This window comes from Mycobacterium sp. (genome assembly GCF_035570115.1).
In the GTDB taxonomy this organism is placed as follows: Bacteria; Actinomycetota; Actinomycetes; order Mycobacteriales; family Mycobacteriaceae; genus Mycobacterium.
In genome coordinates this window covers 19,389-46,330 of sequence record NZ_DATMLH010000087.1, presented here as the reverse complement: position 1 = coordinate 46,330, position 26,942 = coordinate 19,389, and the positions used below count along the sequence as shown (strand labels likewise).

The following is a 26,942-nucleotide window of genomic DNA, read 5'->3' as shown; positions in this document are numbered from 1 at the left end:
TCAGTCGATGTGGATCGCCAGCGAGGCAATGATCGCGTCGGTGCGTGTGCGAAGTGCCGCCTCGAGGAGCGGGCCGCGCTGGTTGTACAGCAACCGGTGGCGCCAGTGCTTGGGCGAGACTTGGGCGAGCAACACGGTGACGTGGCGGCCTTTGTCGATCTCGCTTCGTACGAAGTTGATGGTGGGAGTGACTAGGCTGCGGTGCGGGCTGGGCAAGACCGTGAGTTCCACCCCGGGGTCCCAATCTTGCCATTGTCTGACCACCCGCTGAGTCGAATCCGGGTCGACCTCGACAGTGATTGGTACGACTTCGCCGCCCATCCGCAGCGCGGCCTGCACCGCGCGCTCGGCCACGCAGCTGACCGCGACGATCGGGACAACGATCATCGCCTGCGTGTCGACACCGCGCTCCGGCTTGACAGGTACCTTCCCTAGGCCCAACTGGACGGCCGCGTACCGGTAGTAGCGTTCGATCCGGTCGAAAAGCAGGATCAACGAGGGCACCAGTATCAACAGCAGCCACGCGCCTTCGGTGAATTTGCTTGCAAATAACACGATCCCGGCTACCGCTGTGAGGATTGCGCCGAAGCCGTTGAGCAGGATGTAGCCCTGCCACCGCGGGCCGCGTTCACGGCGCCAGTGCAACACCAGGCCGGTTTGGCTGATCGTGAACCCGATGAATACCCCGATCGCGAACACCGGTAGTAACCGCTGGGTGTCGGCGTTGACGGCGGCCAGCACCGCGGCGGCCAGCAGCGCCAACGCTGTGACGCCGTATCGGAACACCGGTTTTTCGGCGCGCAGCGCGAACATGTGTGGCAGACGGTGATCCCTGGCCAGCAGCTGCAGCAGCACCGGCAGGCCACCGAAGCTGGTATTGGCCGCAAAGGCAAGCACGAGGGTGACCGACAGGTTGATCACGTAAAAAGGCCATCCGGTTCCGAACGCGCCTGCCGACAACTGCGCCAGAATGGTCACGTTGTCGCGGGGAACTACATGGTGCAACCGGATTTGGACGGCCAGACCCAAAAGCATCGCCCCCAGCAAGACTCCCAATGCGATCTCACAGCGCTGGGCCCGCTTGACCGCCGGCGACCGGAACGCCGGCACCGCGTTGGCGATCGCCTCCACCCCGGTCAGCGAGGAGCAACCTGCTGAAAACGCCTTGAGAATCACCACCACGCCCAGCGCCTCGGTGGCGTGAATCGGGTGGAAATCGCCGATCATTTTCACCGGAGCGTCTTCGAAGAAGCCGAAAATGATGATTGCGAACATCCCGGCGATGAACAACAGTGTCGGACCCATCAGCACCTTGGCCGACTCTGCGATACCGACCAGATTGATCACGGCGAGTATGGCGAGTCCCGCCAGACACAGCGCGAGCCCGTGATGCGCCAGTGGCGGAAACACACTCGCCAAGCTGTCGGCCCCCGCTGACAGGCTCACCGCCACGGTCAAGACGTAGTCGACGACCAGACTCGCCGCGGCCAGCAGAGCCGGCCCTCGGCCTAGATCCTTCTTCGCCACCGCATACGAACCGCCACCGTCGGGATGGACGGCGATCACCTGCCGGTAGGAGATCACCAGCACCAGCAGCAACACGGCGATCGCTATGGAGATCGGCACCGTGAAACTCACCGCGGCAGCGCCTGCGACGACCAGACCGAGGACGATCGCTTCCGGGCCGTAGGCGACGCTGGACAAGGCGTCCAGCGACATCGCGGCAAGACCTCCGAAGGCGGTCAGCCGGTGCGAGTCGCCCTTATGATGTCGCCGGAAGCGAGGATCAGGGATTCGATGGACGTGCGGTGCTCGCTCTAGGGTTTCAACCACGGTCCGATTTAACCGCGTGAACGCGCGGGCCGCTGCATTAAAGCTCACCCAGGCCGTTTAGGTGACGATCAAGCAATCCAGTGTCAACGTGCGCATGTACGCAGGCCGACATCCAAATGAAATCGCGCGCCGTGGAACAATTTTCATTACTCGTTGCGGTAGCTGCGCTCTGTCGGCTATTGGGACTGCATGTCGAGGACCACACGAAATCTGGCCTGGCCGGACATCATTCGTTCATAAGCCGCGGGTGCATCTTCGAACGGCAGCACCTCGGTCATGGGTACGACGCCATGTGTGGCGCTGAACTGGAGGCTGGCCTCGTTTTCGATCGATGAGCCGGTCAGGCTGCCGACGATCGAGCGGCTACCAAAGACAAGAGCGGAGGCGTCGACCTCAATCGGGTCATTGCCGACGCCGACGACCACTAGCTGACCGCGCGGTGCGAGCCCGGCCAACAGCGGCGACATGGATGCGCCGCTGGCCGCGGTGGCGACGATCGCAACTGCTCCGCCGAGTTCCTGTAACGCCTTGGCGGGATCGACTGCGGCACTATCGATGTAGTGATGTGCGCCAAGCGCATCCGCCAGCGCGGCCTTATCGGTACCTCGTGCGATGGCAGCGACTCGGTAGCCCAATTTGTTCGCGTATTGCACACCCAGATGACCTAGTCCACCGATGCCCTGGATCGCGACTAGCGCGTCGGGTTCGGCCTTCAACTTCTGCAATGCGTTGTAGGTGGTGATGCCGGCGCACAGCAGCGGGGAGGCATCGACAGACTCCAGGGCGTCGGGAATGCGGACAAGCCCGCTGGCGCGGGCGTAGACCGCCTCGGCGTATCCACCGTCCGCGTCCGTGCCGGGTCGAGGTTGATCTTCGCAGTTGACGAAATCCCCGTGACGGCACCAGACACACACGCCGCAGTGACCGCCCAGAAAGCCAACGCCGACGCGGTCACCGACGCTCCATCCGGTTACCTCGTCTCCGAGGGCGTCGATGACGCCGACCACCTCATGCCCCGGCACCACCGGCTGGCGGGGGTCTGGACGCAGGCCCTCGACGGCGAGCACATCGCTGTGGCAGACACCGCAACTCTGCACACGAAACCGCACATGACCAGGCTGCGGGTCCAGCAGCTCACGCTCCGCCAATTCGAATTGCCGCTGCCCTGTGACTTGAAAGGCGCGATAGGTCGACATGCCAAGCCTCCTCCGGTGGGTTCAACGTGGCACGGCTTCGGCTGGCGCACCGTCATCCATTTAGGTGAGGTGCCCGCAGATTCCCGCCCGTGAGCGCCGGATCTTTGGGTCTGCCTGACGTCAGAGGTTTTTGGGCCTCGTTATTCATCGGGCGGTCATCGCGGTCAGTCAAGTCGGGTGGCTGCGAGTGCCCACACGGGCAGGTGGACCAGCTGGCTATCGCGCGCTGCGCCGGTTGTTTCCAGTTGCTCGACTAGCGATTTCATCACGGGGGCGATGCCGCGCCCTGATTCCACCTGCGCGAGAAAAGCCATCGTCTGAGGGCTGAAAACACTCAGGTAGGTTGACGTACTGAGATGATCGATTCGCCATCGAGCAGTAGTAAGCACCCGTTCGAGGGTGTCAGCGGACAGCCCGTCCAGATGCACCCCGTTGACCGGGTGACGCCCCAGCTCGAACATGAATAACCGTGCGCCTGGCCGGGTAACGCGGTGCAACGTGTGGGCGTAGCGCGCTTGGGCTTCCTCATCGTCGGCGAGGACGTGATAGAAGGCGCAGTCGATCACGGTGTCAAAGCAGTCGTCGAATCCGGTCAACGTCGTCGCGTCTGCTACCTGAAAGTCGACTCGCACGCCGGCGCGCTCTGCGTTGTGTTCTGCTCGGTCGATCGCCGCCGCCGAGGCGTCGACCCCGACCACCGAGTATCCGTGCGACGCACAGTGGATCGCGTGATATCCAGGGCCGGTGCCCGCGTCGAGTACCCGACCGCGCACGCCGCCGTAGGCCACCAACTGCTGCACGACCGGTTGGGGTCCGCCGATATCCCACGGAACCATGTCGGCGGCTGCGTGCTCGCCACCGTACATGGTGTCAAAGGTCGGATCGATCTGACTTGCCATGGCGTGAACTCCCTCGCCTGCCGAACGGACTCGCGGTGTTTCTCTATCGCTGACCAAGACTCGTCCAGTTATACTTGGTCAGTGACCAAGAGGCAAGAGGTTCGGCGCGCGAAGGCGGGGCTAACCCTCGATCACGTCGTTAGCGCCGCGTTCGTCGTCTTGAACCGCGACGGTCTGGCCAAACTGTCGACACGCGCGATCGCAGCAGAACTGGGTGTCAGCATGAACACCGTCATGTGGCATATCGGCACCAAAGACCGACTCTTGGACGTCATGGCCGACACCATCGTCGGGCAGGTTGATCTCGCAAAACTGCATGGATCAGACCGCGAGCAGGCCAGCGAGCTAATCGAACGGTTACGCCAGGCGATGCTGAGCCACCGCGACGGGGCGAGCGTCTTCGCGGGGACATCCCCCGTCATGTCCGCAACCCTGGCCTTCGGTGACCAGCTGCTTACGGTGCTGTTCGAGGTGTGCCCGACGTACAGATCGGCTGCCTGGACAGCATGGAATCTCCTCTACTTCACCTTGGGCCTCGTTCAAGAAGAACAACGCGCATCCACCGCAATCCGTCCGCAGTTGGAAAACGCCGTCGACGAGCACCGCTTCCCCGCGCTCAACGCAGTTCTCGACGACTTCACATCTCTTGACTACGGCGCCCGCTTCAATTTTGGTGTCGAGCAGATACTCCGCTCAGCAGCGAGCATGCGAGCGCCTTGATGACAGCGCACCCAACTCACCTGAATGGGTGATACGCCGCCAGCGAAAAGCTTGCCATGGTGGTCGCGGGTCGAGGAAGCGCCAACGCGAGAGGTTCTGTCCCACTTCAAATCCGGGTGACAACGCATGGGCGATCGGGTTAGCGGCCAGCACGTCCTGATAGCGACTCACGAGGATCGCCGGCATAGGGAACTGGTCGACGAGTTCTGCGATCGCGGTCGGCACATGCCCGGGGTGTGGTTGGCGGTGTGGACGGGCGCAGGGCAAGAAATTCAGTCTGGACGACATTCACTAGGCGGTAACCGAATCCGAATCGGTCGGGCGCAGCGGCAAGGTCTTTATCGTTCCCAACGCCGAAGACGACTGACGTTAGGCGGACGCTGTGGACGCCGGCTGGTCATTGGCGGCGTCCACAGCGTTGCCGGTCACCTCTCTCCTCACCTATCGGTCAGCAGGGAAGGAACGGGATGCAGGCTGGCGGTGGGGGAGGTGGCGGTCCCCACATCGGTGGCGGCTGGGGTGGGCCCCAAGCTGCCGCGGCGGGTGAGGGGCGTGATCCCATCTCGATCTCCCTTCGTTGGCGTAACAACACCGACGCTAGGCAGGGGACTTTGCCCTGACCTTTCGCTAACCTAAGTGTTAGCTATGTAGCACCGTTTTGTTGCGAATGGACCGCGAAAGTTCTTTCGGCGCTGGACTATTGACGACGTCATGCAGGTCGGTAACCCGCTGACCGCCGTGTTATCAGTTTGCCCTGCTGCCCCAAAGTCACCACTGGCACACGCGCCCGGACCGATGTCTCACACAAATCTGTGACCGATCGCGACATCGCCGGGTGGCAGTGTCGCTGGCGCGGTCTTCGTCGATACGTTGGCCCGACCGACTTCGAGAGAAGGTGAGGAACATCCCAATACCCTTCGATCGTGGCGAAGAACTAGCCCGAGCTCTCCCCGGCAGCGGACCTATCGCAGGCATCGATGAGGCGGGTCACACGCCGCCGGTCAGCCACCCAGAGCACACTCTGGAAGCTGCCACACGCTTCTTGAGTAGTTAGCCCTTCGCGCGAAACGGCTCACCGTCAAACCGCTCCCGGGTTGCGAGTTCGGCGACGCTGTTGCGCTTCAGCTTCGTCAGCTGCCGCTGCGGCTTTCCCAGCGGCAAGACCGCGGCGACCGCGTATGACTCCGGCAGGCCGAGTAGATCGCGGACCCGCGGTTCCTCCGCCACGACGTTGGTGGTGAGGGTGCCGCCGTAGCCCTCGTTGCGCGCGGCCAGCAAGATGTTCCACACCAGCGGGTATATCGAGGCGCCGCTGATCACGCCGATCCGGTCGAGGTCTTGGTCGATCGCGGCGACGACCTCGAGGTTGACGCAGACGACGAGCACCACCGCGGCGCTGAGTAGCGGCGCGGTGAAATGGGGCGGCACATCGGTGGCCGCTATCTCGGCCGCGGTCACCTTCGGCGGGTGCAGTGGGTTCCACGGGCTCTCACCGTTTGCCAGCTGCGCGGCATACCGTCGGACGCCCGGAATCGACAGCTCGGCCAGCGCTTCGCGGGTGGCCCGATCACGCACCACGATTACATGGGCGCCCTGGCGGTTCCCGCCGCTGGGCGCGAACCGCGCGTTGTCGAGAATGCGCTCGAGCACATCGTCAGGCAGGGGATCGCCGGTGAACTCGCGCACCGCGGCGGTGCTGCGCATGACGTCATAAATCTCCACGAGTCCATCCTGGCGTCCCTAGGTTGTGGCTCGCGGTGTGGGTAGCACTTCGCGGCCGATATTGCGGGCTGTCGCCGCTGCCGGGAAACCCGCGTAGCCGGCCATGTGGTAGACCACCTCCTCGATCTCCTCGATGGTCAACCCGTTGCGCAGGGCAATGGGGAAATGAAACCTAAGTTCTTCGGTGGCACGCAGCGCGATGAGCGCGCCGAGCGTGACGAGGCTGCGGGAACGGCGGTCCAACCCGGGACGGGTCCACAAGCTACCGAAAACGTGGTCGAAGCTCAGGTCAGCGAGTTCGTCGGCGAAGCTGCCGTCGCGCAAGCTTGCCAGGTTGTCCGGGATCAGTCCGGGCATCAGCTCTTTGAATACGTTGAGGCCATCCGTTCGGGCATCGCTCATCGGTCTTGGCCTTTCGGTGCGGAGGGTTCACGGGAGATCTGGTAATCGAGGTAGGCATCCCAGCTGTCGACGCGCCGGCGTAGCTCATCGACGACCTGCGGGTGGGTGGGCACGAAAAAGCGGTTGTGCAGAATCGCGTCGGCCACCAGGTCACCGACTGGTGCGGGGTCGAGCAGTTCGAATTGATCGCCGGGGGTACGCATGGCCGCGCCGGCGCCGAACTTCGGTACCGACGACGCGATGTTGGTCAGCACTGGTCCCGGGCACAGCAGCGTGACGCCGATATTCCTGGGTCGCAGATAAAGTGCCAGACCCTCGCTGATCTGAACGATGGCGGCCTTGGTCGCCGCGTAAGGCAGCCGGTCGTAGGAGTAGGTGAACAGGCCGGCGAATGACGCGGTGTTGACGACGTGTCCGCTGCCTTGGTCGAGGAGCAGCGGCAAGAACACGGTGTTGCTGCGGACAATCGACATCAGGTTGATGTTCAGGATGCGTTGCCATTCGCTGACCGGAATGTCTTGTGGCAGACCGTTGGTCAGCACGCCGACGTTGTTGACCACGATGTCGACATGGCCGAACCGCTCCAGTGCCGTGTTACGGACGTCGTCGAAGGCGTCAGCCCCCGAGATGTCCGCGGTGCAGGCCGCAGCGGTGGCTCCCTGGGCCGTGAGCTCCGTCGCCAACGTCGTGATGCCGACGGTGTCGATGTCGACCGCGACGATGTGAGAGCCGTGTCCGGCCAGGGAGTGTGCGATCGCGCGGCCGATACCGCTGGCCGCTCCGGTGACGACGGCGACCGTGTCCTCAAGCGTGTTCATCGGGTGCACCGCATTTCACGTAACCGTGGAGACAGATTGGGTTGCTCTCGCCTTCACACTGCGCAGGGTGGCAGCCGACGCAGCGGCGCTGAGATAGCCAACCAGTCCGTCGAAGAGGTCGTTGACGTGCAGCGCATAGTTGCGCCGCGGCGCGCCGAAGTGCAGCGCCCGCTGACGGTCAGCCGAGGCATGCAGGCACAGGGCTGCAACAGCTCCGATCCTCTCGGCCCGAAGTGCATGAGGCAGGTGCGGCATCAGATTTCCCGCCGTCCGCAGAAACTTGTTATGCGAGTTACGCAACGGTGCCGAGACACGCAGGAACGGGTGGTCGGCGCTGCGTCCGTACCGCTGCAATTGCTCGATGAACATCAGATAGTGGTTGTCGGCACTCTCGGCCATATCCACTGTGGGCAGCAGATGGGCTTCCAGCACCGACCGCAAATCTTCGGGATCGCAACGGGCAGCGAGTAATTCGCGGCGTTGGATGATGTGCGGTAGCCGGTACTCGACGATCGCCGTTACCAGGGCATCTTTGGAGCCGAAGTGATAGCGCACCGCCGAGTTATTCGAGGTGCCGGACTCCACAGCGATCTGGCGCAGCGAGACACCGTCGAGCCCGTGCATCGCAAACAGCCTTTCGCCGACTTCGATCAGCCGGTCCACCGTCGATCCCCGTGGCTCAGGGGATGTTTGGCGCGCCATGTCCCAAGGACAGCACTGCATGAAAATTATGTCAAGTGCCTTAATCTCCATAACATTTTACGGAGTCGCAGTGGTCGAACCTGCGCGCTCTTGACGCGTCACCGACAATTGATTGACGAGGAGGGTTGTAGGAAAGGGTCGGGGCGATGGCGCCGGGCAACATGCTGCTGTGCTGCACGCGACCAGCCCGCCCCGCAGAACCGATCGTCGTCGACCTGTGACAGCCACAAGCCGTTAAGGACCGGAACAATGAACGCTCAGCCGGTAGTCGTAATCAGCGGCGCCTCCCAGGGCATCGGCGCCGGCCTAGTCGTCGGCTACCGTGGGCTCGGCTACGCGGTGGTAGCCAACTCGCGGACTATCGCCGCAAGTGACGACCCTATGGTGCTCACGGTTCCCGGCGATATCGCGCAACCCGGTGTCGGCCAGCGCATCGTTGATGCCGCGATGGAGCGGTTCGAACGGATTGACACGGTTGTCAACAACGCCGGCGTCTTTGTCGCCAAACCCTTCACGCAGTACACCGACGAGGACTATGACGCCGTCACCGGGGTGAATCTCCGTGGCTTTTTTGAGCTTTCCCGTGCGGCGGTGTCAGCAATGCTAGCTCGCGGGGAAGGCGGCCACCTGGTCAACATCTCCAGCAGCCTGGTCGACCAGGCGAACTCTGCAGTTCCGGCCGCGCTAGCATCGCTGACAAAAGGGGGGTTGAACGCAGTGACCAAGGCGCTGGCCGTCGAGTACGCCGTGCGCGGCATCCGGTCCAACGCCGTCGCCCTCGGCAACATTCGCACCCCCATGCACGGCCCAGCGACCTACGAAGCTTTGGCAGAGATGCATCCAATGAGACGCATGGGCGAGATCGACGATGTGGTCGGGGCCGTGTTGTACCTGGAGAACGCGCATTTCGTCACCGGCGAGATCCTGCACGTGGATGGTGGTCAAAGTGCCGGACATTGACGCATTGCGCGATGCCCTGGACCGGTGGAAGGCTGCGATCGACGCGCAGGAGCCCGAACGGGTCGCCGATGTATTCACCGAGGACGCCATCTTCCAGGGTCTGCGCCCTTACAGCGTTGGCCGCCGAGGCGTCATTGACTATTACGCGAGCCAACGGCCGGGCATGACAGTCGACTATGAGATCCTGCAGACCCGCCCGCTGGGCGCTGATCGGGTGCTCGGATATGTCCACGCCGACTTCGCATTTCCAGACCGGCCCACAACCAGCGTGTTCCTCGGTGTGGTGATCGAGCACAACGGGGACGGCTGGAGCATTGCCTATTACCAGGCATCTCGGCTCGACTGACCGTCAACTATTAGCGTTGGCCCACTGGTTGGTCTTGTCGCTGCGGTAGCGGACGGGTACGCACCAGCGTTGGCCACCAGAACCACGGTCCGAGGATTCTGAGGACGCACGGTACGACGAACGAACGCACGATCAACGTGTCGAGCAGCAGGCCGATGCATACGGTGGAGCCCACCTGGCCGACAGTGCGGAGGTCGCTGCTGAGCATTGCGAGCATGGTGAACGCGAACACCAAACCCGCCGATGTCACCACGCCACCCGTGCTTCCGAGCGCGCGGATCAGGCCGGTGTGGATTCCGGCGTGAAGCTCCTCTTTGACACGCAGGATCAACAGGAGGTTGTAGTCGGAACCCACCGCCACCAGGATGATGAACGTGAGCGGCAATATCAACCAGTACAGGGGCAGGCCGATCAGGTGCTGCCAGACGAGTATGGAAAGCCCGAACGCTCCGGCGTAGGAGAAGGCCACCGTGCTAGGGATGACCAAGGCGGCCATCAGACTTCTCGTCAGGAACAACATGATCAAGAAGATCAGCACGAAGGCAGCGATCGCCACGATGAGGAGATCGGACATGGCGTATTGCTTAATGTCCTTGTTGGTTGATCCCGAACCGCCGATATAAACTTTCGCGCCGGCCAGCGACGTCTCTTTGAGCGCCGCAGTTATAGCTGCGGGGAACTGTTCGACATGCTGCACGCCTTCCGGGCCATTGGCGTCGCCTGTGTGGGTGATAATCAACCGAGCAGCCTTGCCGTCCGGCGACATCAGGAGCTTCATACCCGTCTTGACATCTTCGTTGTCGAAACCCTCGTGCGGAATATAGAAGAAGTCATCGCTGCGGGACTGGTCGAAGTCAAGCCCCACATTGACCTGGTCGAAGAATGTCTGGTCGGTCTGTGTGGACTGCAGAGACGAGGAACCGTAGGTGTTGGTTAAAAGACGCGCTAGAGCCTCCGAGTCGTCTGCCGTGAGTTTCAGCTGCGTGATGATTTGCGGAAAGGTCTTGTCTATCTCTTCCAGGGAGAGTTTCGCGTATTTGATGTCTTCGGCCAACTTGTCGATGTTGTCGATTGCCGCGAACACCGACCTGAACGTCCAGCAAATCGGTATGTCGAAACAATGCTTCTCCCAGAAGAAATAGCTTTTGATCGGACGGAAGAAGTCGTCGAGGTTCGAGATCTCCTCATTCAAATCGTCGGAGACCCTTTGCAGATCCTGGACGGTGAGAACCGTCTTGTGCAGCTCGTCCGACACTTTCTGGAAGTAGTCGATCTCTTTCCGCAAGACGGCCACGGTGTGGGTGGTGATCTGTGCCTGCTGGATGGTATTAGCGTTTTGTTGGACATTGAACGGGAGTTGTTGACCGCTCCCGCTGCCTTGTGTGGTGAACAAGTAGGGAATTGTGGCATGTTCCAAAGCTCGGCCCATGGGCCTGGTGATGCTTTGCACCATCGCGACGCCGGGAAGGCGCTCAAGAGCCTTGGCCGCGCGGTCCAGTGAGATGAAGTCAGCCGAGTTTCGCAGGTCGTGATCCGACTCGATCATCAGCATCTCGGAGAACAGCTTGCTTTTCGGGAAGTGCCGATCCGCCGCCTGGAAACCCTGATTGGCGGAGCCGCTGCGCGGCTGGTACTCACGGTCGTCATAGTTCTGCCGGTACGTCGGCACGAAGATCGCCCCAAGCATGACGGCAGCGGCGCTGGCGAAGAGGATCGGCACCGGCCACCGGACCACGCTCGTCCCGATCCGCCGATACAGATGCGCCTTGGCCTTGCTTTTTGGGTCGAAGAGCCCGAAGAGGCTGCCCACGGTCAAGAAGGCCGGGCCGAGCGTCAGCGCTGCCGCGATGGTGAACAGCATGCTGATCGCGACAGCCGGCCCCATCGTGTGGAAGTAGTTGAGTCGCGCGAAAGTCAAGCAGTAACACGCCCCCGCGATCGTCAGCCCCGAGCCAAGGATGACGGGTGTGACACTCCTATACGCGGTGTAAAACGCCTCCTCCCTGGTTTCGCCGTCGTGTCGCGCCTCGTGATAGCGGCCTATCAAGAAGATGCCGTAATCCGTTCCCGCTCCCAGGGTCAGCGCGACGACGATGTTCACGGCGAATGACGAGAGCTCGATGTACCCGAGATGCCCGAGGGTTGCGATAACCCCCTTCGCGACCAGCAGCTCGAACAGAACGCCGGCCAGGGGCACAAACAGGGTGACAGGGGAGCGGTACACCAGCAGCAACATCCCGATGATGAGGAAGATCGTCACGATCGTGATGTCGTTCAGGCTTGCATTCGCAATAGCCACCGTGTCCTTGGCGAGCGGCGCCGCGCCGCTGACGTAGACCTTGAGCCCGGGTGGCGGCGTGTCCTTCGCGACGATATCCCGAACGGCAGCAACGGACTCGTTCGCTTGCATTTGGCCGATATCGCCCGCGAGACGCAACAGCACGTACGAGGACTTGCCGTCAAGGCTCTGCGCCCCCGCCGCGGTGATCGGCTTCCCCCACAGGTCTATGGCGGACTGCACATGCTTGGTGTCTTGCAGCAGCCGGCGCATCAAATCGTCGTAGTACTGATGGTCCACGTCGCCCAGTGGCCGGTTGGCTTCCAGCACGACCATGGCCAAGCTGGTCGAATTGGACTCCTGGAACTTCGCACCGATGGCCAGCAACGCCCGTTGCGACGGTGCGTAGTGTGGGACCACCGGCCCCGCGAGCTCTTCTGCGACCCTCTCTACCTGGGGCATGAAGGTGTTCGTCGACACGGCGAGAAGGGCCCAAAAGGCGATGATCGGTATCGCGAAGGCGCGAACCATTCTGGGCACTAAGGGGCGTTTCGCCGGGGGCTCCTCCCGATGCTCGCTCATGCGGACTTCACCAGGCAAAAGACGTGCGCATCCTGATGGGTGTCGGACTGTTCAGCGCGGACAACGCCATTCACCCGTAACCGGCAGCCGACTTGACCACCATGAACCTGCGCCGAAATGCTGCCGGACACCACGGTGAGCGTGGTCGACTCCGTGTGCGACCACGGCAGGGTCGTGAGATTAACCTGATGCGGATGTCCGTCGATGTCTACCCAGACGAGCATCCCCCCTTGCCCGATGGAGCCGAACAACTCGTACGTGAGCCGTTTGATACTGAACTCCGGAGGTGCTGCCGGTTCATTGACGGTGACGACAGGAGGCGGCTCGGAAAACTGGTGCACCTTCCACATGGCCACCGCACCCACGCCGACCGCAACGACAGCAACTAAAGGCATCCAGACTCGCGCCAAGACAGTCCTGCCGACTGAACGAGGGCTCACTCCATCACCTTCCGGAATCGGTCCCCGACCTCGTGTTCTCGCTTCGCCTACCTCGGCCCTATATCAACTAGGTTGAGATAGGGCCGATACGACACTACCAGCCTCCGCAGGAACGCGAGCAAGCGGTGTGCGACGTTATCACCTGTTGGTCCAGTCGGCAGCGCGTAAGAATCAACGTCCAACGCACCGGAAACCACCGAAACGGCAGCAGCACATGCTCGATTTGCTTCATGAAATATTCCGCAGACGCCTTTTCAACCTTATGCTGCGGAGAATCTGAGCCGTGAAGTTCGTGGCGGCCAACATGGGGAACACTCCGAGAAATGTCCGCTCGGATGGCGTTGCTCCATGCAAGTGGTAAAGACTCCCGAATACATAAAAGGTCCCCAGCATGAACAGAGTGGCGGGGATGCAGAACGCGATCATGGAGCTACGAGCATCGATGATTTGCTTCGCATAGTCCAATTCATCGGGCGACAGGGGTTCGCCCTTGCGCACTTTGACCGTAACTGTTCTGGCACTGCCTATTTCGTCGCCTATCGGATTAAAGGTCTGGGCCTCGAGCCGCCTCACATATGCACCAGCAAAGATGGCGAAGAAGAACGCCAAGGCAAGGGCTACTACGGTCACAAAACCAAATAAAGCCGATTCCATTACGCTGCTCCTCGCTCCGCGGTCAACTACCGAAGACTCCTCGAAACGCTACCTCAGTAGGGGTGGTGCCGGTAGGGGTCGCTGGCGTTCACTCGGGTCGCGGAATGAACCCAGGCACGCCGCTGCCTACCACGGTGTTGAACCTGACGTTCGTGGTGATGCGGTTTCGGATGTCGGACATGACGTCTTCAGGCAGCGTTGAAACCTCGAAATTCTCTTGGATGCGCTGCGGCTTGGTCGAGGTGGTCAGGTAAGCGGTGCCGCGCTGCACAGCCCAGGACAGGGCAACCTGAGCTGGTGTCATGTGTAGGCGGGCTGCGGCAGCTGCAATTACCGGGTCCTCCAACAGGTTTGGTACCGAAGAATGCCCCAACGCCGCGAATGCCAACAGCACGATCCCATGCTCCTGACAGAAGGAGAGCAGTTCCCATTCGGGAAGGTACGGATGCGATTCGACTTGCACCACGGCCGGCTTGATGCGTGCGATCGCCACGATCTCGCGCACCTTTTCCAAGGTGACATCCGACAGGCCGATCGACCTGCAGTGGCCGTCGTCGACAAGGCCCTCCATCGCGCCCCACGTTTCCGCTAACGTGACGCCGTCGTCGTAGATCACTTCACCGTTCTCATCTCTCGGATCCTGATCATCGCCAGGACGGAAGGCGAACGGTGTGTGGATCAGATAGCAGTCTGCATAGTCGATTTGAAGGCGGGCGAGACTAGCGTCGAAGGCAGGCTTGACGCGCTCCGGGCGGTGATTGGTGTTCCACAACTTGGTGGTGACGAACAGATCCTCTCGCCGAACCGTGCCGGCGTCGAAGATCTCGCGAATCGCATCACCCACCGGTTCTTCGTTGCGGTACCGTTCTGCGCAATCGAGATGTCGAAAGCCCACTTCCAGTGCGGCCTTGGTGGCCTGTTTGGTCGCGGCAAGATCCGGAATGAGCGTGCCAAACCCGACGGCGGGCATCGCACCCTGTCCATCGGCAAGTCGAATCCTTGAACGGCGAACTGCATCGGGTGCTGTCATCGGATCCTCGACAATCGATTGGTCGCGCGGTCGTCAGGATCAGGCGCGAGTGGCATGGTGTCGGCCCTCATCCAGCCATGCGTCGGCGGGGATTCCACGATAGTGATCATGTCAGCAGCGGCGGCGGTACACCATAGGCTCACGCAGGTCGCGGGCGTTAAATCTGCGGTCGACATCTGTACCGGCACCGTTTCGCGCCGTAGCATCTGCTGCTGAAGACGTCCTGCAGAAATCAGGTGATGTTGCTGGGGCGAACTACCGCCCAATCGGCAAGTTCATGCGGCGCGGTCGGCCGGAGAAATTGTCATCACCTGCGGGTCAAAGACCTCAACTCTTCACACGGAGGCCAACTCTGATGTCACAAGTCGCGATCATCACTGGAGCCAGCCGCGGAATCGGCGCTGCGACTGCGCGGGTTCTTGCCGAACGCGGCTTCCGGGTGGTCGTCAACTACCACTCGAGCGCCGAGGAGGCAGAAGAAGTGGTCGCGGCGATCGCCGCGACCGGCGGTGAGGCGGTGGCGGTTCGGGCCGACGTCACCGTCTCGGATGACGTCTCGGCGATGGTCGGCGAAACCGAACAGCGGTGGGGCCGGATCGACGTGCTCGTGCACAACGCATTGATCCCCTACGACATCGTCTCGTTCGCCGATCTGACCTGGGAACAGCTCGGTGGAAAGCTGGACCGAGAGCTGCACGCCGCGTTTCTTCTCACCAAAGCCGTTGTGCCGGGCATGACTTCCCGTGGCTATGGCCGTCTGCTGTACCTCACCGCAGAGCCGTCGCGGCATCCACGCAACGGCATGATCAACCTCGGCGTCCCCAAGGCGGCCATGAATCAGTTTGCCCGCTACATCGCACTCGAGCTGGCGCCGCACGGAATCACCGCCAACCTCGTCGCACCGGCAACGGTGCAGGGTACGTCGATGAACCAGAAGTTGACGCCCGAACAGTTAAGTGCGCTCAGTGCGGCTGCGCCAATGGGACGACTCGTCACGCCCGACGAGGTGGCCAAGACGCTGGCTTTCTTGGCGAGTGAGGATTCCGGCTTCACCACCGGTCACTACTTCCCACTCGACGGCGGCCTGACGATGGATTGAATACGGCTGCGCTGCATCGGATCTCATCCAATTGAAGGAAGGACTCGCGCGATGCACACGATCGACCTCGCCTATGTCGGGCGCGGCATCCATGAGGAGTTGGTCGCCTACGTGGCCGATCAAGAGGGCTACTTCGAAGACGAGGGCGTCCACGTTGCCTTGCGGGATGGAACCCACTGGGACATAACGCGTGTGCGCACTTGTGCGACCATCGGGCTCGGCCGGGCCGTGTTATCGCGGCTCACCGACGGCTTCGAATGGACGGTGCTGAGCATGAACACCGACCGTCCATTGTTCTGGTTTCTTGGCAACGCCAGCGTGACATCCATGGCGGACCTACGCGGGCGCCGGCTCGCCGTACACGCGGCAAATACTCCGCCAGGGTGCTTCGCACGCATCGTGCTGCGTCAGCACGGTCTGGACCCCGACCGCGACGTGCAATGCGTGGCGCGGCATCCGGGTGACTACCAAATGGACCTGCGGCACCTGCGTGACGGCTCGATCGACGCCGCCTACGTCGGCAGCACCCTGGGACCTGAGCAAGTTGCCGAGGAGGAGGGTTTCCACGTGCTGGCCTGGGTGGGAGACCACTTCCAGATTCCCACCGTAGGAATCGCGGTGGACGCAACCCACAATCCGATCGACAGCCCGGCGGTGCAGGCGCTGGTGCGGGCCAACGAGCGCGCCCTGAAAACGATGGCCGACCAACCCGATCTGACCATCAAATACATTGCGTCGTTTCTCGACCGGATGACACATCAAGAGGTGCAGCGCTACTACGAGCGCTACATCCATCCGTATTACACCTCCGACGGCCGGGTGAACCTCGACGTCGCCCGGCGTGCGGTCGATGCGGTCGCAGCCGAGCTCGGAGTCGCGTCGGTAGCCGCAGACGGCATCTACGCGCCGTCTCAATAAATAGATGAGGCTGACAGCCATGGCATCGAATGAGAATCTCAATCAGCACAAATTTGTCCTGAACAACGGCAGCGGTGAGATCCCGGCGCTCGGGTTCGGGACCTCGCTTTCCGATAACAGAAAGACCGAAGATGCCGTCAAGACAGCAGTCGAGGTGGGCTTCCGCCACCTCGACGCTGCCGAGCGATACCGCAACGAAGCGCAGGTCGGTGCGGCGCTCAGAGAGTTGTTCGCGGCCGGGACGGTGCGCCGCGAGGACCTGTTTGTCACCACAAAGCTGTGGAACAACAACCATCGACCTGAACGGGTCAAGCCCGCGCTACAAGCCAGCCTGGACAGACTCGGGCTCGATGCCGTCGATCTGTATCTGGTGCACACCCCGTTCGCGTTCCAGCCCGGAGATGACCAAGATCCCCGCCACCCGCATGGAGATGTCATCTACGACGAAGGGATCACGTTAGAAGAAACGTGGGCTGCGATGGAAGCACTTGTCGACGAGGGACTTTCAGGAGCGATAGGTCTTTCTGACATCAGCGCGGAACGCACCCGGGAAATCATCGACACGGCCCGGATCAAGCCCGCGGTCGTCGAGGTGGAGTCGCACCCGTATCACCCGCAATGGGAGCTCCACGAACTATGCAAGACACATGGGATCATCCTGTTGGCCTTCGCGTCGCTGGGGCACGCCCTGGAACCGCGACTGCTCGACGACCCTCTCATCGTCTCGATCGCTGAGCGTTTTGAAAAAACCCCTGCGCAAGTGCTTTTGGCCTGGGGCATTCAGCGCGGCACCGCGGTTCTCACCGGATCGGTCACGCCGTCACGCATCAGGGAGAACTTCGATGTGACTGAGCTTCCCGAGAGCGTAATTCAGGAGATCAGCGAGCATCAAACTCGAATCCGGTTCAATTCCGTTGCCGACGGCGGAGAACCGGGATTCGCTGAGGTGCCTTCGGACAGGTGACAGATATGACTGATGCATTCGTTCTCGGCGGGACGCGTACACCGTTCGCGCGCTACGGGGGATCGCTTTCGCATCTGCGGCTCGACGATCTGCTGGGCATGACGATGCGAGGTGCCTGTGAGCACGTCGGGGTACCCCTCGAGCAGATCGAAGACATCATCGCCGGCTGCGTCAACGTAGCCCACGAAGGAATGGGTGACGTCGCCCGATGGGCCGCACTGGCCGCCGGCTTCCCCGACAGTGTCGCCGCCGCCACGATCAACCGGTTCTGCGGTTCGTCAGTGAGCGCGACGGTGGCCATCAGCCACGCGATCATGGCCGGTGACTTGAATGCCGGAATCGCCTGCGGGGTCGAGTCGATGTCCCGATCAGGCTGGGCCTACATGAAAGGAGACGCACCGTTCTCCCCCCGCGGCCCCGTTTTCTTGCTCGACACGATGTGGGCCGGGGCCGGTGGCCCACCAAACCCAACCCTGTTGGCCCGCAACGCCTACATATCGATGATCGAGACTGCGCAGAACGTGGCGGACCGTTACGGACTGACGCGCGAAGAGATCGACGCATTCGCCTTGCGGTCCCAACACCACGCCGCAGCCGCTCGTGATTCCGGCCGACTGGCCAAAGAGATTATGCCCGTGCCGATCCCGGCAACCAAGAAAACCCCGGCGCGGGTGTTCGAGCACGATGAGTTCATTCGCGATGACACCACCGCCGAACGGCTGGCCGCTCTGCCGGTCCAGTCCGGCACCACCCAGATGACCGCCGGCAACTCATCGCCGCTCACCGACGGGGCCAGCGCGATCGTGATCGCGTCCGGGGAGAAGGCGGCCGAGCTCGGTGTCGCACCTTTGGCCAGGGTGGTGTCGTCGGCGGTCTATGCACTCGATCCATTGATCATGGGTCTGGCGCCGGCGTGGGCGATTCCTTTGGCGCTCAAACGTGCCGGACTCACCCCTGACCAGATCGACGTTTGGGAAGTGCACGAAGCATTCAGCGCCCAAGCGCTCGGTGTGTTGCGTGAACTACCCAATCAATTGGACGGTTTCACTGTCCCCGACGACAAACTCAACCCCAACGGGGGAGCGGTCGCCACCGGGCACCCATTCGGTGCCTCGGGCACCCGGTATGCGCTGACCCTGGCCACCGAACTGCGGGAACGCAACGCGCGATACGGGGTAACGGGTGTGTGCATCGGCTCGGGGCAGGGCATCGCGCTAGTCCTTGAGAATCCACAGGCGCGGTAGCGAAACACTGTAGCGATGAAGGCGATGGCCGGTGTCGGCGTGCCGCCAGAGCTGGCCACCGTGATAACCGCCGCCGACGGCGTCACCCGCTGCCGCTGGGCGACCGAGACGGGCCGCGATCTGACCGCCTATCACGATCACGAATGGGGAACGCCGACACGCGACGAAGCGATGCTGTTCGAAGCGCTCGTTCTGACGTACTTCGAGAACGGCCTGTCCTGGGCGACTGTCTTCGACAAGCGAGACAACTTTCGCGCTGCGTTTTACGGATTCGACCCCGCGGCCGTAGCCGCGATGACCCACGACGACGTCGAACGACTGATGGCCGATACCTCGATCGTTCGCAATCGGCGAAAGATAGCGGCCACACTGCACAACGCTGGACTTTTGTCGAAATACTCGTTGTCGCAACTGGTGTGGCAGCATCAACCGCGGGAGCACTATCGTCTGCGCAGCTGGGCCGATGGTCGGATGACAAGCCCCGAGTCCCACCAGCTCGCCGCAGCACTACGCAAGGTGGGGTTCCGGCTGGTCGGCCCCGTCGTTGCCCACTCGTTTATGCAGACCGTCGGGATCGAGGACGGGCATTTCGAAGGCTGCTTCCGCGCGCCCGCCGCGGACTAACGAGGTCCTACACCACGTGACCAGCGCAGCTTTTTCGGATCGCTGCGGCGCACGATCTCGCCGAGGTACCAGACGGCGGGTCCGCTGAACGCGGCGTTGTCCGGGTGATCGATCGCATCCTCGGTCGGGAAATGATCAAAGATGATGTACGTCAACATATTCAGCGAGTCGAGCCCGAAGTCCCATCGGGTCGGGTCGCCGCCGCCGTAGCGGGTCACCCACTCAGGGAAGGCGCCTCGCTGGCGGTGTGCCCACGCTTGACCGTCGTCAACGGGATCCGCTGACTGCTCGCTCATTGAGGCGGCTACCGGTTATGTCACCGAGGCGGCGTAGATCTGATCGATATTCGATTGAAGCTTCTCGTCGAAGTCCGCATCGCTCTGGTCGATAGTCAAGCCCTCGGTCAACGCCCGCGAGAAGCTGGCGATCAGACGGTGATTGCGGGCCAGGATCGTGCAACTCTCCGCGAGGCTGTAGCCACCGGATAATGCGACCACACGCAGAACGCGGGGATGCTCAATCAGCGGCGCATAGAGGTTGTCCTCGTCGGGCAGGGTCAGCTTGACCATGACTTGCCCATCGCCGGCCAGCCCGTCGAGCTTGCTCTTCAGCTCTGCCACGAGCAGCCTGTCCGCTCGGGGCTTGTCGGGGCATTTGATGCTTACCTCGGGCTCGATGATCGGCATGAGCCCGCGTTCGGCGATCGTGTGCGCGTAATCGAACTGCTGGTCGACGATGGCTTTGATCCCGCCGTCGTTCGCTTCCTGGATGAACGAGCGCATTTTGGTACCGAAAATGCCCTTATCGACGGCCCGCTCGAGTAACGAATCGAGCTTCGTCATCGGCTTCATCAGCTGCACACCGTTTTCAGCGTCGCTGAGTCCCTGGTCGACCTTCACGAACGGCACGATGTGCTTTTGCTTCCACAGGAACGCCGCGGTGTGCTCGCCGTTGATGGCGCGGTCCATGGTCTGCTCGAAAAGAATGGTTGCCAGGATCTTGTCCCCGGAGAAGCTCGGACTCGACATCAGGCGCTCACGCATCTGATGGATGAGGTCAAACATCTCTTCGTCGCCGTGGTAGGCGTCCTCAGCAATCCCGTATAGCTTCAGAGCTTTTGGGGTGCTTCCCCCGCTTTGATCCAGGGCCGCGATGAAGCCACGCCCTGATGCCATCACGTTGCGTTGCTCTTGGTTCACTGCCGTCCTTCCTGGAGCCCTCTGCAGCCGCCGCCTGTCTAGGCCGCTGATTTTTCCAGGATGTGCACGCCGCAGGCGGAGCCCAGACCGATCACGTGGGCCAGCCCGATTTTGGCGTTCTCAATCTGACGATCGCCGGCTTCGCCGCGAAGGTGATGGCAGATTTCCCAGATGTTGGCGATGCCGGTGGCGGCGATGGGGTGGCCCTTGGACTGCAGCCCGCCCGACACGTTCACCGGTGTGGAGCCGTCGCGCCAGGTCGCGCCCGAGTTGAAAAAGTCTGCGGCGCCGCCTTCTTCGCACAGCATCAGATTGTCGTAGTGCACCAGCTCGGCGGTGGCGAAGCAGTCGTGCAACTCAACCAAGTCCAAATCAGTCGGGCCGACGCCGGCCTGCTGGTAGGCGGTCGCGGCGGCGTTGCGGGTCAGTGTGTTGACGTTCGGCAACACCTGGCAACCCTCCTCGTAGGGGTCGGTGGTCAGTACCGACGCCGACACCTTCACCGCACGCCGCCGCTGCTCGAGCGACAACGACTTCAGCGTCTCGCCGTTGCAGACGATTGCCGCTGCGGCGCCGTCGCAGTTGGCCGAGCACATCGGGCGTGTGTTCGGGTAGGCGATCATGACGTCGTTCATGATTTGCTCGAGAGTGAACTTCTTCTGGTAGGCGGCCAGCGGGTTCAGCGTCGAATGAGCGTGGTTCTTCTCGCTGATCTTGGCGAACAGCTCAAAGCTCGTGCCGCCGTATTTGTGGCCGTACTCCGTGCCGATCTGGGCGAACACACCGGGCATGGCCTCCGTGCCGATCCGTCCGTCGACCGGCGCGACAGCGCCGTAGCGGCCCTTGGGCTCCCAGACGTCGGCTTCGGCCTTCTTCTTGCCGCCCGCGCCGAGCAGCCCTGCGCCGGAAAGCTTCTCCACGCCGACCGCCAATCCGTACTTCACCTCGCCGGCCTTGACGGCCATGATGGCGGTCCGCAGCGCGGTGGCCCCGGTGGCGCACGCGTTGGCCACGTTGTACACCGGGATGCCGGTCTGGCCGATCTGCTTTTGCAGCTGTTGACCGATTCCGGCATTCGCGGCCATCAGGTTCCCGGCGGCAATAACACCGACGTCGGCCATGGTCACGCCGGCGTCGGCAAGCGCGGCGGTCGCAGCCTCGGCCGCCAGGTCGACGGTGTCCTTGTCGGGGTGCTTGCCGAACTTCGTCATCCGGATCCCGAGAATCCAAATCTCGTCGCTGGCGCTCATCGTCGTAGCTCCTTCTTCAGGCGGTTCTGTGCTGGTTGATCATTCGGCGGGCTCGAAGCCGAAGCCGATCGCTTCGGTACCCGCCGAGTCGGTCCCCATCGGGTAGGTTGCCAGGCGCACCTTCATCCCGTCGCGGACGTGCTCGGGATCGGGCTCGACGTTGATCAGGTTGGCGCGCACCTGGGTGCCGTCGCAGTCGACCACGGACGCCACAAACGGGGTGGGGACGCCCGGTGCGGCGAAGGTGACGATCGTGAACGCCCGGACCGTCCCCTCGGTCGGGACCGGGACGGTGGTGAACCCGGTCGCGAAGCAGGCCGCGCACGCGTTGCGTCGGTCGAAGAAGCGGGCGCCGCAATTGGCGCATTCTTGCGCGATCAGATGCGGATCGCCGTCGTCGAGCACCAGATAGTCAACCAACGGGATTTTCCCGGCCATACCAACCTCCGTCGCCTGTGTTATCGACCGTAGCGCTCGCGGACCAGCAACAACAGAGCGGGCACCTTCAAGTTAGAACAGGTGATGATCAGCCGACGAGAGTTGCTGGCTTCAACGGAAGCAAATACTCGGCCGACCGCTGAGATCGCCCGCGTGCCAACCAGTTTCTGCACATCCGCCTAATTGGACGCAAGCGAGCCTTTCACCGCGACGACCGATGTGCTTAAACTGCGGGCTAACGCTAGTTAAGTCGATACGACGATTCGTAGGTCAATTGCCATGCAGAAGCGGTCTCCCGTAGGTGTCGAGACCGATCTTGAATCGTTGTGGACCTACGTTCCCTGCCCCACGCTGGTCGTCGATCAGGCCGGAATCGTCCGGGCATCAAGTGCGTCAGCGCAGTCTTTGTTGCCCGCAGCGATACCGGGCAGTCGCGTGGAGAACACGGCCGGATGGCTGTCACAAGCACACGATCTTCTTGTGCAGCCATCTTCGGCTCCAGACGGCGAGGGGTTGCCTTTCGTATCCGGCTGCGTGGGCGGGCGCAAGTTCGACGCGCACCCGGCGAGGCTTCCGGGCGGAGAGGTGGCGTGGTCGCTGGTCGAGGATTCCGGCCAGGTGCTGCGGGAGGCGCAGCACGCACTGGCGCGCGAGGAGGAACGCGCGGTGTTTCTGCTCGAGGCGTCGTCGGTGTTGATGGCGTCAGTGAACATCGATCGCTGCCGGGAAGCCATCGCGCGCATGGCGGCCCGACACCTGGCGGATGCGGCAGTGGTCGTTGCCCCGGCAAGCCGTGGCCGGCGGTTGCCGATCTTTTACGGTGACTCAACCGGCGCGGTGGAGCAGCGCAGCGTCAATGCCGATCCGACAGTGGTCCCAGGTTTGAGTGACGCGCTACGCGGGTTCCCGCCGGTTCCCCTGCGCTGGATCGACCCCGCGACACTGCCGGATTGGCTGATCCCGCATAGCTTTACCGGGGCGGTGGGATCGGCGACGATCACTCCGCTGCCAGGGCACGGTGTTTCGGCAGGAGCGCTGGTGCTGCTGCGGCGCACCGACGAGGCGGTCTTCAGCGAAGGCGAAGAGGTGCTTGCGCGACTGTTCGCGGCGCGGGCCGGCGCGGCGTTGTCCGCCGCCCGGCTGTACGCGGAGCAGGCCGCGACCACCCGCACGCTGATGCGCGATCTGTTGCCTCCGCAGTTACACCCGGTGCACGGAATTGAGTTCGCCGGCGGTTACCGGGCCTCGGAGAATTACGAGGTCGTTGGCGGCGACTTCTACGACTTACACGCCGCGGCAACCCCAGAAGGGGAGACGCTGGTGGTGCTGGGAGATGTGTGCGGCAAGGGACTAGAGGCCGCGATGCTGACCGGCAAGATCCGCAACACGCTGCAGGCGTTGACGCCACTGGCCGGAGACCACGAGGCTGTGCTCGAATTACTCAACGCCGCAATGCTGTCCACCGAGCACGCCCGTTTCGCCACCTTGGTGCTGGCCTCGGTCGCCCACCGAGACGGCGGGGTGGGCCTGCGGTTGACCTGCGCCGGCCACTTGCCACCGCTGATCGTGCGCGACGGCGGGCAGGTGGAACAGGCCGACACCCGCGGCACACTCGTCGGCGCTTTGCCGAGCATCACAGTGCGGTCGTTTGAAACCTCGCTCGCGCCCGGCGAGACCTGCGTGCTGTACACCGATGGAGTCATCGAGGCACGGGGCGACTCGCTGGGCGGGTACATGTTCGGCGAGCAGCGGTTGAAGGCCGCGCTGGCCGAGTGTGCCGGAATGCCGGCCGAGGCGGTGGTCGATCGCGTCATGATGCTCGCCACGCAATGGGTCGGTCAGGAGGTCCACGACGACATCGCCGTCGTAGCCATCACCGCCCCGCGCCGCACACACCTCAGCGCGGTCGACCGCCACCCCCGGGGGAGGTACACAGCTTGAGCCTCTCTGACGTCCGTACCGCTACCACGAGCGTTACTGGTGCCGCTGCATGACTCTTTCCGTGACCATGACCACCACAGCACGATCGGCCTGCTTGCAGGTCGTCGGTGACCTCGACTACCTGACCATCGATGACGTGGTCGACACTGCAACACGGTTACTGGCCCAACAGATCGACCTGGCGAATCTGCATCTCGATTTCAGCGGGCTGACATTTCTCGACTCGTCGGCCCTATCCGGCCTGGCTCTCATCCGCCGCCGCGCCTCCCAGGCTGGCGTCCGTCTTCATCTCGACCACCGACCGCCCATCCTGGAACGGGTCCTGCACGTCACCGGGCTGTTCGGGCACTTCGTTTCGTCGCACTCCGATGCGCAAACGGATACCGGCGTTCGGTGACGCCGCTTGAGCTGTCGCGGTGGTCAGTCATTGCGGTGCAACGATTTTCGTGACTTGCTCTGCTACCGCATCTCGGATCTCGGCATCACTGAGGTCGTTGAGGCCGAACGCGACCCGCAAGGTTGGGGCCATCAGCCCCCACCCGAATTGCAGTGCCATCGCATGCGCGGCCGACAACCGTGCCTTGCGTTCGTCGGTGTGGCCGGAGCTCACCTGGTCCAGGAACCGTTCCATTCCCGGAAAGCGCTTCTGGAGTTCTTCGATGGGATATCCGTCGAGCGTCGAACGCACCATGACACGCGCCTGAAGTTCGTGCGCGGCCTCCAGTTGCTCCACCGACGCCCCGGAATCACGCAGCGCCGCCGCGGAATCGGCGAGATGCTGCAGCGTCGCTGCGAGCAGTTGGCGTTTGCTCCCGAAATGGCGATGCAGCAGGCCGTGGTTCACCCCGGCCCGTGCGGCGACCTCACGAATCGAAGTGGCAGCCGGTCCCCTCTCTGCGAATAGCTCGCCTGCCGCTTCCAGGACGGCGGCGACGACCTCCTCTTTGCCCATTGGTTTCGCGGTGACCGCAACCGTTGCCTCCGATGTAGCCATCTGTGTACAGTAGCTGATGACCATCGTGTAGACAGCCGCCTACACGATGAAAGACGGGAAGGGACGGCCATGAGCAGTGATCTTCGTGTGGTGAAGGTGAGCGAGAACATCGGTGCGCGGGTCGACGGCGTGCGACTCGGTGGCCTCGATGCTGAAACCGCGGCCGCGATCAATCGCACACTGGCACAGCACAAAGTGTTGTTCTTCCGCGGTCAGCAGCACCTGGACGACGAGTCACACTTCGCCTTCGCGGAGAGCCTGGGTGTCCCAACGACTCCGCACCCCACCCTGAAATTCGAAGGAAGCCGGGTCATGCGGCTGGAGTCTTTTGACGGTCAAGGCGCCAACCAGTGGCACACCGACGTCACCTTCGTTGACCGGGTTCCGAAAGCCTCCATCCTGCGCGCCGTCGAACTGCCTTCCTACGGCGGCACCACCACCTGGGCGTCGACCGTGGCTGCCTATCAGCAGTTGCCACAGCCTCTGCAGCAGCTCGCCGAGAGTCTGTGGGCGATGCATAGCAACGAGTTCGACTACGCCCAAATCGATCCGGCCAAGTTGGCGGCGTTGCAGGCCAACCCCGACGCAGTGTTGAAATACGCTGCCGAATTTCATTCGGCACATTTCGAAACTCACCATCCGGTGGTGCGGGTGCATCCCGAGACCGGCGAACGATCACTGCTCCTCGGTAACTTTGTCAAGCGCATTCTGGGCGTTACCGGCAGCGAGTCACAGGCCTTGTTCCGGATCTTCCAGGATCGTATTACCTGGCTAGAGAACACGATTCGATGGAATTGGGAGCCCGGCGACGTCGCGATGTGGGACAACCGTGCGACCCAGCACTACGCCGTCTCCGATTACGGAAAGCAGCCGCGCCGGATGCACCGGATTACGCTGGCCGGCGATATCCCGGTGAGTGTGCACGGTGAACACAGCCGGGTAGTCGCCGGCGACGCCACTGAATACTCCGTGATCGACAGCCCGACAACTCGCGTGGCTTGAGCCGCCGCCGCGCCCTGCCACGAGGCTCGACGCCATTTGGCTGCAATGTTTGCATTACGTGCAACGATGGGCGGGTGGGGACTCAGATGGGTCTGCGCGAGCGGCGCCGCCGTCAGACCAGCGCGGACATCCGCGATGCCGCGGTGCGGCTGGCGCGCGAGCGCGGCTTCGACAAGGTGACCATCGAAGAAATCTGTGTCGAGGCCGGGATTTCATCGCGCACGTTCTTCAACTACTTCTCGAACAAAGAGTCGGCGATCGCCTACGGCCCATCTGACATACCGGCAGAGCTGGTCGCCGAATTCGTCGCGGCCGGACCTGCCCCCTATTCGGTGGTCCTGGCAGAGCTGATCACCCTGGCGGCACACCATCTCCGCGACATGCCCCCGGCGCGCGAACAGGCGGAAGGCATGCTGGAACTCGCCAAAACGACCCCCGCGGTGTTGGCTGCTTTCCTGGCCGATTTGGAGCGGTTTCAGAACCACTTGACCGACATCGTCGCCCGCCGCCAAGCGATGCGGCCCGACGACGAGATCCCCGCGTTGATCTCCGCGCTGGCACTGACGGCCGTGCGTTCTGGCATCGAGAGTTGGACGAGCGGCGGGCCCAAGGATGCGGAGGACACACCGATGCCCTACGTCGAGCGCGCTGCTGCGCTGGTCAACAGCATTTTCACGAAGTGATCTG

General features: G+C 62.6%; 29 protein-coding genes. 12 read left to right on the top strand and 17 right to left on the bottom strand.

The window, feature by feature from the left end:
- The 3 genes from VNW74_RS07045 to VNW74_RS07035 all read right to left on the bottom strand — a co-directional run bounded on the left by VNW74_RS07045 (nt 1) and on the right by VNW74_RS07035 (nt 3,928).
- Nucleotides 1-1,833 carry an APC family permease gene (locus VNW74_RS07045; RefSeq protein WP_325675886.1) on the bottom strand — a complete coding sequence of 611 codons (1,833 nt, stop codon included), beginning with the start codon at nt 1,831-1,833 and terminating at the stop codon, nt 1-3.
- Nucleotides 1,834-2,009: 176 nt separating this feature from the next.
- Nucleotides 2,010-3,029 (bottom strand): alcohol dehydrogenase, encoded by a 1,020-nt coding sequence (locus VNW74_RS07040; protein WP_325675885.1) that lies wholly within the window; start codon nt 3,027-3,029, stop codon nt 2,010-2,012.
- A gap of 164 nt (nt 3,030-3,193) precedes the next feature.
- The gene (locus VNW74_RS07035) at nt 3,194-3,928 is read right to left on the bottom strand and encodes a class I SAM-dependent methyltransferase (RefSeq protein ID WP_325675884.1); all 735 of its coding nucleotides are present in this window, start codon (nt 3,926-3,928) and stop codon (nt 3,194-3,196) included.
- Between the two features lie 81 nt (nt 3,929-4,009).
- Between VNW74_RS07035 and VNW74_RS07030 the strand changes: the two genes are divergently transcribed.
- Nucleotides 4,010-4,648, top strand: a complete 639-nt coding sequence (locus VNW74_RS07030; protein WP_325675883.1) for a TetR/AcrR family transcriptional regulator C-terminal domain-containing protein — start codon at nt 4,010-4,012, stop codon at nt 4,646-4,648.
- Here the strand turns inward: VNW74_RS07030 and VNW74_RS07025 are convergent.
- From VNW74_RS07025 to VNW74_RS07005, 5 genes are all read right to left on the bottom strand, one after another.
- Nucleotides 4,622-4,936 carry a hypothetical protein gene (locus VNW74_RS07025; RefSeq protein ID WP_325675882.1) on the bottom strand — a complete coding sequence of 105 codons (315 nt, stop codon included), beginning with the start codon at nt 4,934-4,936 and terminating at the stop codon, nt 4,622-4,624. The two genes, VNW74_RS07030 and VNW74_RS07025, sit on opposite strands and share 27 nt — an antisense overlap.
- 762 nt (nt 4,937-5,698) lie before the next feature.
- Nucleotides 5,699-6,370: a nitroreductase family protein gene (locus tag VNW74_RS07020; protein ID WP_325675881.1), complete on the bottom strand. Its 672-nt coding sequence runs from the start codon at nt 6,368-6,370 to the stop codon at nt 5,699-5,701.
- A gap of 18 nt (nt 6,371-6,388) precedes the next feature.
- Complete coding sequence (locus tag VNW74_RS07015) at nt 6,389-6,772, bottom strand: carboxymuconolactone decarboxylase family protein (RefSeq protein ID WP_325675880.1); 384 nt, start codon at nt 6,770-6,772, stop codon at nt 6,389-6,391.
- Complete coding sequence (locus tag VNW74_RS07010; protein ID WP_325675879.1) at nt 6,769-7,590, bottom strand: SDR family oxidoreductase; 822 nt, start codon at nt 7,588-7,590, stop codon at nt 6,769-6,771. Before VNW74_RS07010 ends, VNW74_RS07015 begins: the two co-directional genes overlap by 4 nt.
- Before the next feature lie 15 nt (nt 7,591-7,605).
- Nucleotides 7,606-8,253, bottom strand: a complete 648-nt coding sequence (locus VNW74_RS07005; protein ID WP_325675878.1) for a TetR/AcrR family transcriptional regulator — start codon at nt 8,251-8,253, stop codon at nt 7,606-7,608.
- A gap of 288 nt (nt 8,254-8,541) precedes the next feature.
- Between VNW74_RS07005 and VNW74_RS07000 the strand changes: the two genes are divergently transcribed.
- Both VNW74_RS07000 and VNW74_RS06995 read left to right on the top strand, forming a co-directional pair.
- Nucleotides 8,542-9,252 carry an SDR family oxidoreductase gene (locus VNW74_RS07000; protein WP_325675877.1) on the top strand — a complete coding sequence of 237 codons (711 nt, stop codon included), beginning with the start codon at nt 8,542-8,544 and terminating at the stop codon, nt 9,250-9,252.
- On the top strand, nt 9,239-9,598 hold the full coding sequence (locus VNW74_RS06995; RefSeq protein ID WP_325675876.1) for a nuclear transport factor 2 family protein: 360 nt from the start codon (nt 9,239-9,241) through the stop codon (nt 9,596-9,598). Before VNW74_RS07000 ends, VNW74_RS06995 begins: the two co-directional genes overlap by 14 nt.
- A gap of 10 nt (nt 9,599-9,608) precedes the next feature.
- On the opposite strand, the gene VNW74_RS06990 is transcribed toward VNW74_RS06995, so the two are convergent.
- The 4 genes from VNW74_RS06990 to VNW74_RS06975 form a co-directional block, all read right to left on the bottom strand.
- A complete protein-coding gene (locus VNW74_RS06990; RefSeq protein ID WP_325675875.1) occupies nt 9,609-12,458 on the bottom strand; it encodes an RND family transporter in 2,850 nt (949 codons plus the stop codon).
- Nucleotides 12,455-12,853 (bottom strand): MmpS family transport accessory protein, encoded by a 399-nt coding sequence (locus VNW74_RS06985; RefSeq protein ID WP_325675874.1) that lies wholly within the window; start codon nt 12,851-12,853, stop codon nt 12,455-12,457. Before VNW74_RS06985 ends, VNW74_RS06990 begins: the two co-directional genes overlap by 4 nt.
- A 273-nt stretch (nt 12,854-13,126) precedes the next feature.
- Nucleotides 13,127-13,552: a hypothetical protein gene (locus VNW74_RS06980; protein ID WP_325675873.1), complete on the bottom strand. Its 426-nt coding sequence runs from the start codon at nt 13,550-13,552 to the stop codon at nt 13,127-13,129.
- Nucleotides 13,553-13,640: 88 nt separating this feature from the next.
- Nucleotides 13,641-14,522 (bottom strand): aldo/keto reductase, encoded by an 882-nt coding sequence (locus VNW74_RS06975; RefSeq protein ID WP_325675872.1) that lies wholly within the window; start codon nt 14,520-14,522, stop codon nt 13,641-13,643.
- A gap of 415 nt (nt 14,523-14,937) precedes the next feature.
- Between VNW74_RS06975 and VNW74_RS06970 the strand changes: the two genes are divergently transcribed.
- The 5 genes from VNW74_RS06970 to VNW74_RS06950 are packed head-to-tail and all read left to right on the top strand — an operon-like array spanning nt 14,938 to nt 19,431.
- On the top strand, nt 14,938-15,681 hold the full coding sequence (locus VNW74_RS06970; RefSeq protein ID WP_325675871.1) for an SDR family NAD(P)-dependent oxidoreductase: 744 nt from the start codon (nt 14,938-14,940) through the stop codon (nt 15,679-15,681).
- Nucleotides 15,682-15,732: 51 nt separating this feature from the next.
- Complete coding sequence (locus VNW74_RS06965; protein WP_325675870.1) at nt 15,733-16,599, top strand: ABC transporter substrate-binding protein; 867 nt, start codon at nt 15,733-15,735, stop codon at nt 16,597-16,599.
- A gap of 19 nt (nt 16,600-16,618) precedes the next feature.
- Nucleotides 16,619-17,563, top strand: a complete 945-nt coding sequence (locus VNW74_RS06960; RefSeq protein ID WP_325675869.1) for an aldo/keto reductase — start codon at nt 16,619-16,621, stop codon at nt 17,561-17,563.
- 5 nt (nt 17,564-17,568) lie between these two features.
- Nucleotides 17,569-18,807, top strand: coding sequence for a thiolase family protein (locus VNW74_RS06955; RefSeq protein ID WP_325675868.1), 1,239 nt, complete (start codon nt 17,569-17,571; stop codon nt 18,805-18,807).
- A 15-nt stretch (nt 18,808-18,822) separates the two neighbouring features.
- The gene (locus VNW74_RS06950) at nt 18,823-19,431 is read left to right on the top strand and encodes a DNA-3-methyladenine glycosylase I (RefSeq protein WP_325675867.1); all 609 of its coding nucleotides are present in this window, start codon (nt 18,823-18,825) and stop codon (nt 19,429-19,431) included.
- On the opposite strand, the gene VNW74_RS06945 is transcribed toward VNW74_RS06950, so the two are convergent.
- From VNW74_RS06945 to VNW74_RS06930, 4 genes are read right to left on the bottom strand one after another with little or no spacing between them, the layout of a single operon-like run.
- Nucleotides 19,428-19,727, bottom strand: coding sequence for a hypothetical protein (locus VNW74_RS06945; RefSeq protein ID WP_325675866.1), 300 nt, complete (start codon nt 19,725-19,727; stop codon nt 19,428-19,430). The two genes, VNW74_RS06950 and VNW74_RS06945, sit on opposite strands and share 4 nt — an antisense overlap.
- A gap of 15 nt (nt 19,728-19,742) precedes the next feature.
- Entirely contained in the window at nt 19,743-20,630 is an 888-nt protein-coding gene (locus VNW74_RS06940) for a fructose bisphosphate aldolase (protein WP_325675865.1), read from the bottom strand.
- A gap of 38 nt (nt 20,631-20,668) precedes the next feature.
- Complete coding sequence (locus tag VNW74_RS06935) at nt 20,669-21,880, bottom strand: thiolase family protein (protein WP_325675864.1); 1,212 nt, start codon at nt 21,878-21,880, stop codon at nt 20,669-20,671.
- Between the two features lie 39 nt (nt 21,881-21,919).
- The gene (locus VNW74_RS06930; RefSeq protein ID WP_325675863.1) at nt 21,920-22,318 is read right to left on the bottom strand and encodes a Zn-ribbon domain-containing OB-fold protein; all 399 of its coding nucleotides are present in this window, start codon (nt 22,316-22,318) and stop codon (nt 21,920-21,922) included.
- Nucleotides 22,319-22,597: 279 nt separating this feature from the next.
- On the opposite strand from VNW74_RS06930, the gene VNW74_RS06925 reads away from it, so the two are divergent.
- Together VNW74_RS06925 and VNW74_RS06920 are read left to right on the top strand one after the other, a co-directional pair.
- Nucleotides 22,598-24,259, top strand: a complete 1,662-nt coding sequence (locus VNW74_RS06925) for a PP2C family protein-serine/threonine phosphatase (protein ID WP_325675862.1) — start codon at nt 22,598-22,600, stop codon at nt 24,257-24,259.
- Between the two features lie 49 nt (nt 24,260-24,308).
- Nucleotides 24,309-24,656, top strand: a complete 348-nt coding sequence (locus VNW74_RS06920) for an STAS domain-containing protein (protein ID WP_325675861.1) — start codon at nt 24,309-24,311, stop codon at nt 24,654-24,656.
- Nucleotides 24,657-24,683: 27 nt separating this feature from the next.
- Here VNW74_RS06920 and VNW74_RS06915 read toward each other — a convergent pair whose 3' ends face one another.
- Nucleotides 24,684-25,253, bottom strand: coding sequence for a TetR/AcrR family transcriptional regulator (locus VNW74_RS06915; RefSeq protein ID WP_325675860.1), 570 nt, complete (start codon nt 25,251-25,253; stop codon nt 24,684-24,686).
- Between the two features lie 69 nt (nt 25,254-25,322).
- Here VNW74_RS06915 and VNW74_RS06910 point away from each other — a divergent pair, with 69 nt between their 5' ends.
- Together VNW74_RS06910 and VNW74_RS06905 are read left to right on the top strand one after the other, a co-directional pair.
- Nucleotides 25,323-26,255, top strand: a complete 933-nt coding sequence (locus VNW74_RS06910) for a TauD/TfdA family dioxygenase (RefSeq protein WP_325675859.1) — start codon at nt 25,323-25,325, stop codon at nt 26,253-26,255.
- Nucleotides 26,256-26,341: 86 nt separating this feature from the next.
- Nucleotides 26,342-26,938 carry a TetR family transcriptional regulator gene (locus VNW74_RS06905; protein WP_414686620.1) on the top strand — a complete coding sequence of 199 codons (597 nt, stop codon included), beginning with the start codon at nt 26,342-26,344 and terminating at the stop codon, nt 26,936-26,938.
- Nucleotides 26,939-26,942 lie beyond the last annotated feature (4 nt).

Bases quoted from the DNA above. Each gene is read 5' to 3' on its own strand.
- VNW74_RS07040 (WP_325675885.1), bottom strand. From the start codon at position 3,029: ATGTCGACCTATCGCGCCTTTCAAGTCACAGGGCAGCGGCAATTCGAA.
- VNW74_RS07035 (WP_325675884.1), bottom strand. From the start codon at position 3,928: ATGGCAAGTCAGATCGATCCGACCTTTGACACCATGTACGGTGGCGAG.
- VNW74_RS07025 (WP_325675882.1), bottom strand. From the start codon at position 4,936: ATGTCGTCCAGACTGAATTTCTTGCCCTGCGCCCGTCCACACCGCCAA.
- VNW74_RS07015 (WP_325675880.1), bottom strand. From the start codon at position 6,772: ATGAGCGATGCCCGAACGGATGGCCTCAACGTATTCAAAGAGCTGATG.
- VNW74_RS07010 (WP_325675879.1), bottom strand. From the start codon at position 7,590: ATGAACACGCTTGAGGACACGGTCGCCGTCGTCACCGGAGCGGCCAGC.
- VNW74_RS07000 (WP_325675877.1), top strand. From the start codon at position 8,542: ATGAACGCTCAGCCGGTAGTCGTAATCAGCGGCGCCTCCCAGGGCATC.
- VNW74_RS06990 (WP_325675875.1), bottom strand. From the start codon at position 12,458: ATGAGCGAGCATCGGGAGGAGCCCCCGGCGAAACGCCCCTTAGTGCCC.
- VNW74_RS06985 (WP_325675874.1), bottom strand. From the start codon at position 12,853: ATGCCTTTAGTTGCTGTCGTTGCGGTCGGCGTGGGTGCGGTGGCCATG.
- VNW74_RS06980 (WP_325675873.1), bottom strand. From the start codon at position 13,552: ATGGAATCGGCTTTATTTGGTTTTGTGACCGTAGTAGCCCTTGCCTTG.
- VNW74_RS06975 (WP_325675872.1), bottom strand. From the start codon at position 14,522: ATGCCCGCCGTCGGGTTTGGCACGCTCATTCCGGATCTTGCCGCGACC.
- VNW74_RS06970 (WP_325675871.1), top strand. From the start codon at position 14,938: ATGTCACAAGTCGCGATCATCACTGGAGCCAGCCGCGGAATCGGCGCT.
- VNW74_RS06965 (WP_325675870.1), top strand. From the start codon at position 15,733: ATGCACACGATCGACCTCGCCTATGTCGGGCGCGGCATCCATGAGGAG.
- VNW74_RS06960 (WP_325675869.1), top strand. From the start codon at position 16,619: ATGGCATCGAATGAGAATCTCAATCAGCACAAATTTGTCCTGAACAAC.
- VNW74_RS06955 (WP_325675868.1), top strand. From the start codon at position 17,569: ATGACTGATGCATTCGTTCTCGGCGGGACGCGTACACCGTTCGCGCGC.
- VNW74_RS06950 (WP_325675867.1), top strand. From the start codon at position 18,823: ATGAAGGCGATGGCCGGTGTCGGCGTGCCGCCAGAGCTGGCCACCGTG.
- VNW74_RS06945 (WP_325675866.1), bottom strand. From the start codon at position 19,727: ATGAGCGAGCAGTCAGCGGATCCCGTTGACGACGGTCAAGCGTGGGCA.
- VNW74_RS06935 (WP_325675864.1), bottom strand. From the start codon at position 21,880: ATGAGCGCCAGCGACGAGATTTGGATTCTCGGGATCCGGATGACGAAG.
- VNW74_RS06930 (WP_325675863.1), bottom strand. From the start codon at position 22,318: ATGGCCGGGAAAATCCCGTTGGTTGACTATCTGGTGCTCGACGACGGC.
- VNW74_RS06925 (WP_325675862.1), top strand. From the start codon at position 22,598: ATGCAGAAGCGGTCTCCCGTAGGTGTCGAGACCGATCTTGAATCGTTG.
- VNW74_RS06920 (WP_325675861.1), top strand. From the start codon at position 24,309: ATGACTCTTTCCGTGACCATGACCACCACAGCACGATCGGCCTGCTTG.
- VNW74_RS06915 (WP_325675860.1), bottom strand. From the start codon at position 25,253: ATGGCTACATCGGAGGCAACGGTTGCGGTCACCGCGAAACCAATGGGC.
- VNW74_RS06910 (WP_325675859.1), top strand. From the start codon at position 25,323: ATGAGCAGTGATCTTCGTGTGGTGAAGGTGAGCGAGAACATCGGTGCG.
- VNW74_RS06905 (WP_414686620.1), top strand. From the start codon at position 26,342: ATGGGTCTGCGCGAGCGGCGCCGCCGTCAGACCAGCGCGGACATCCGC.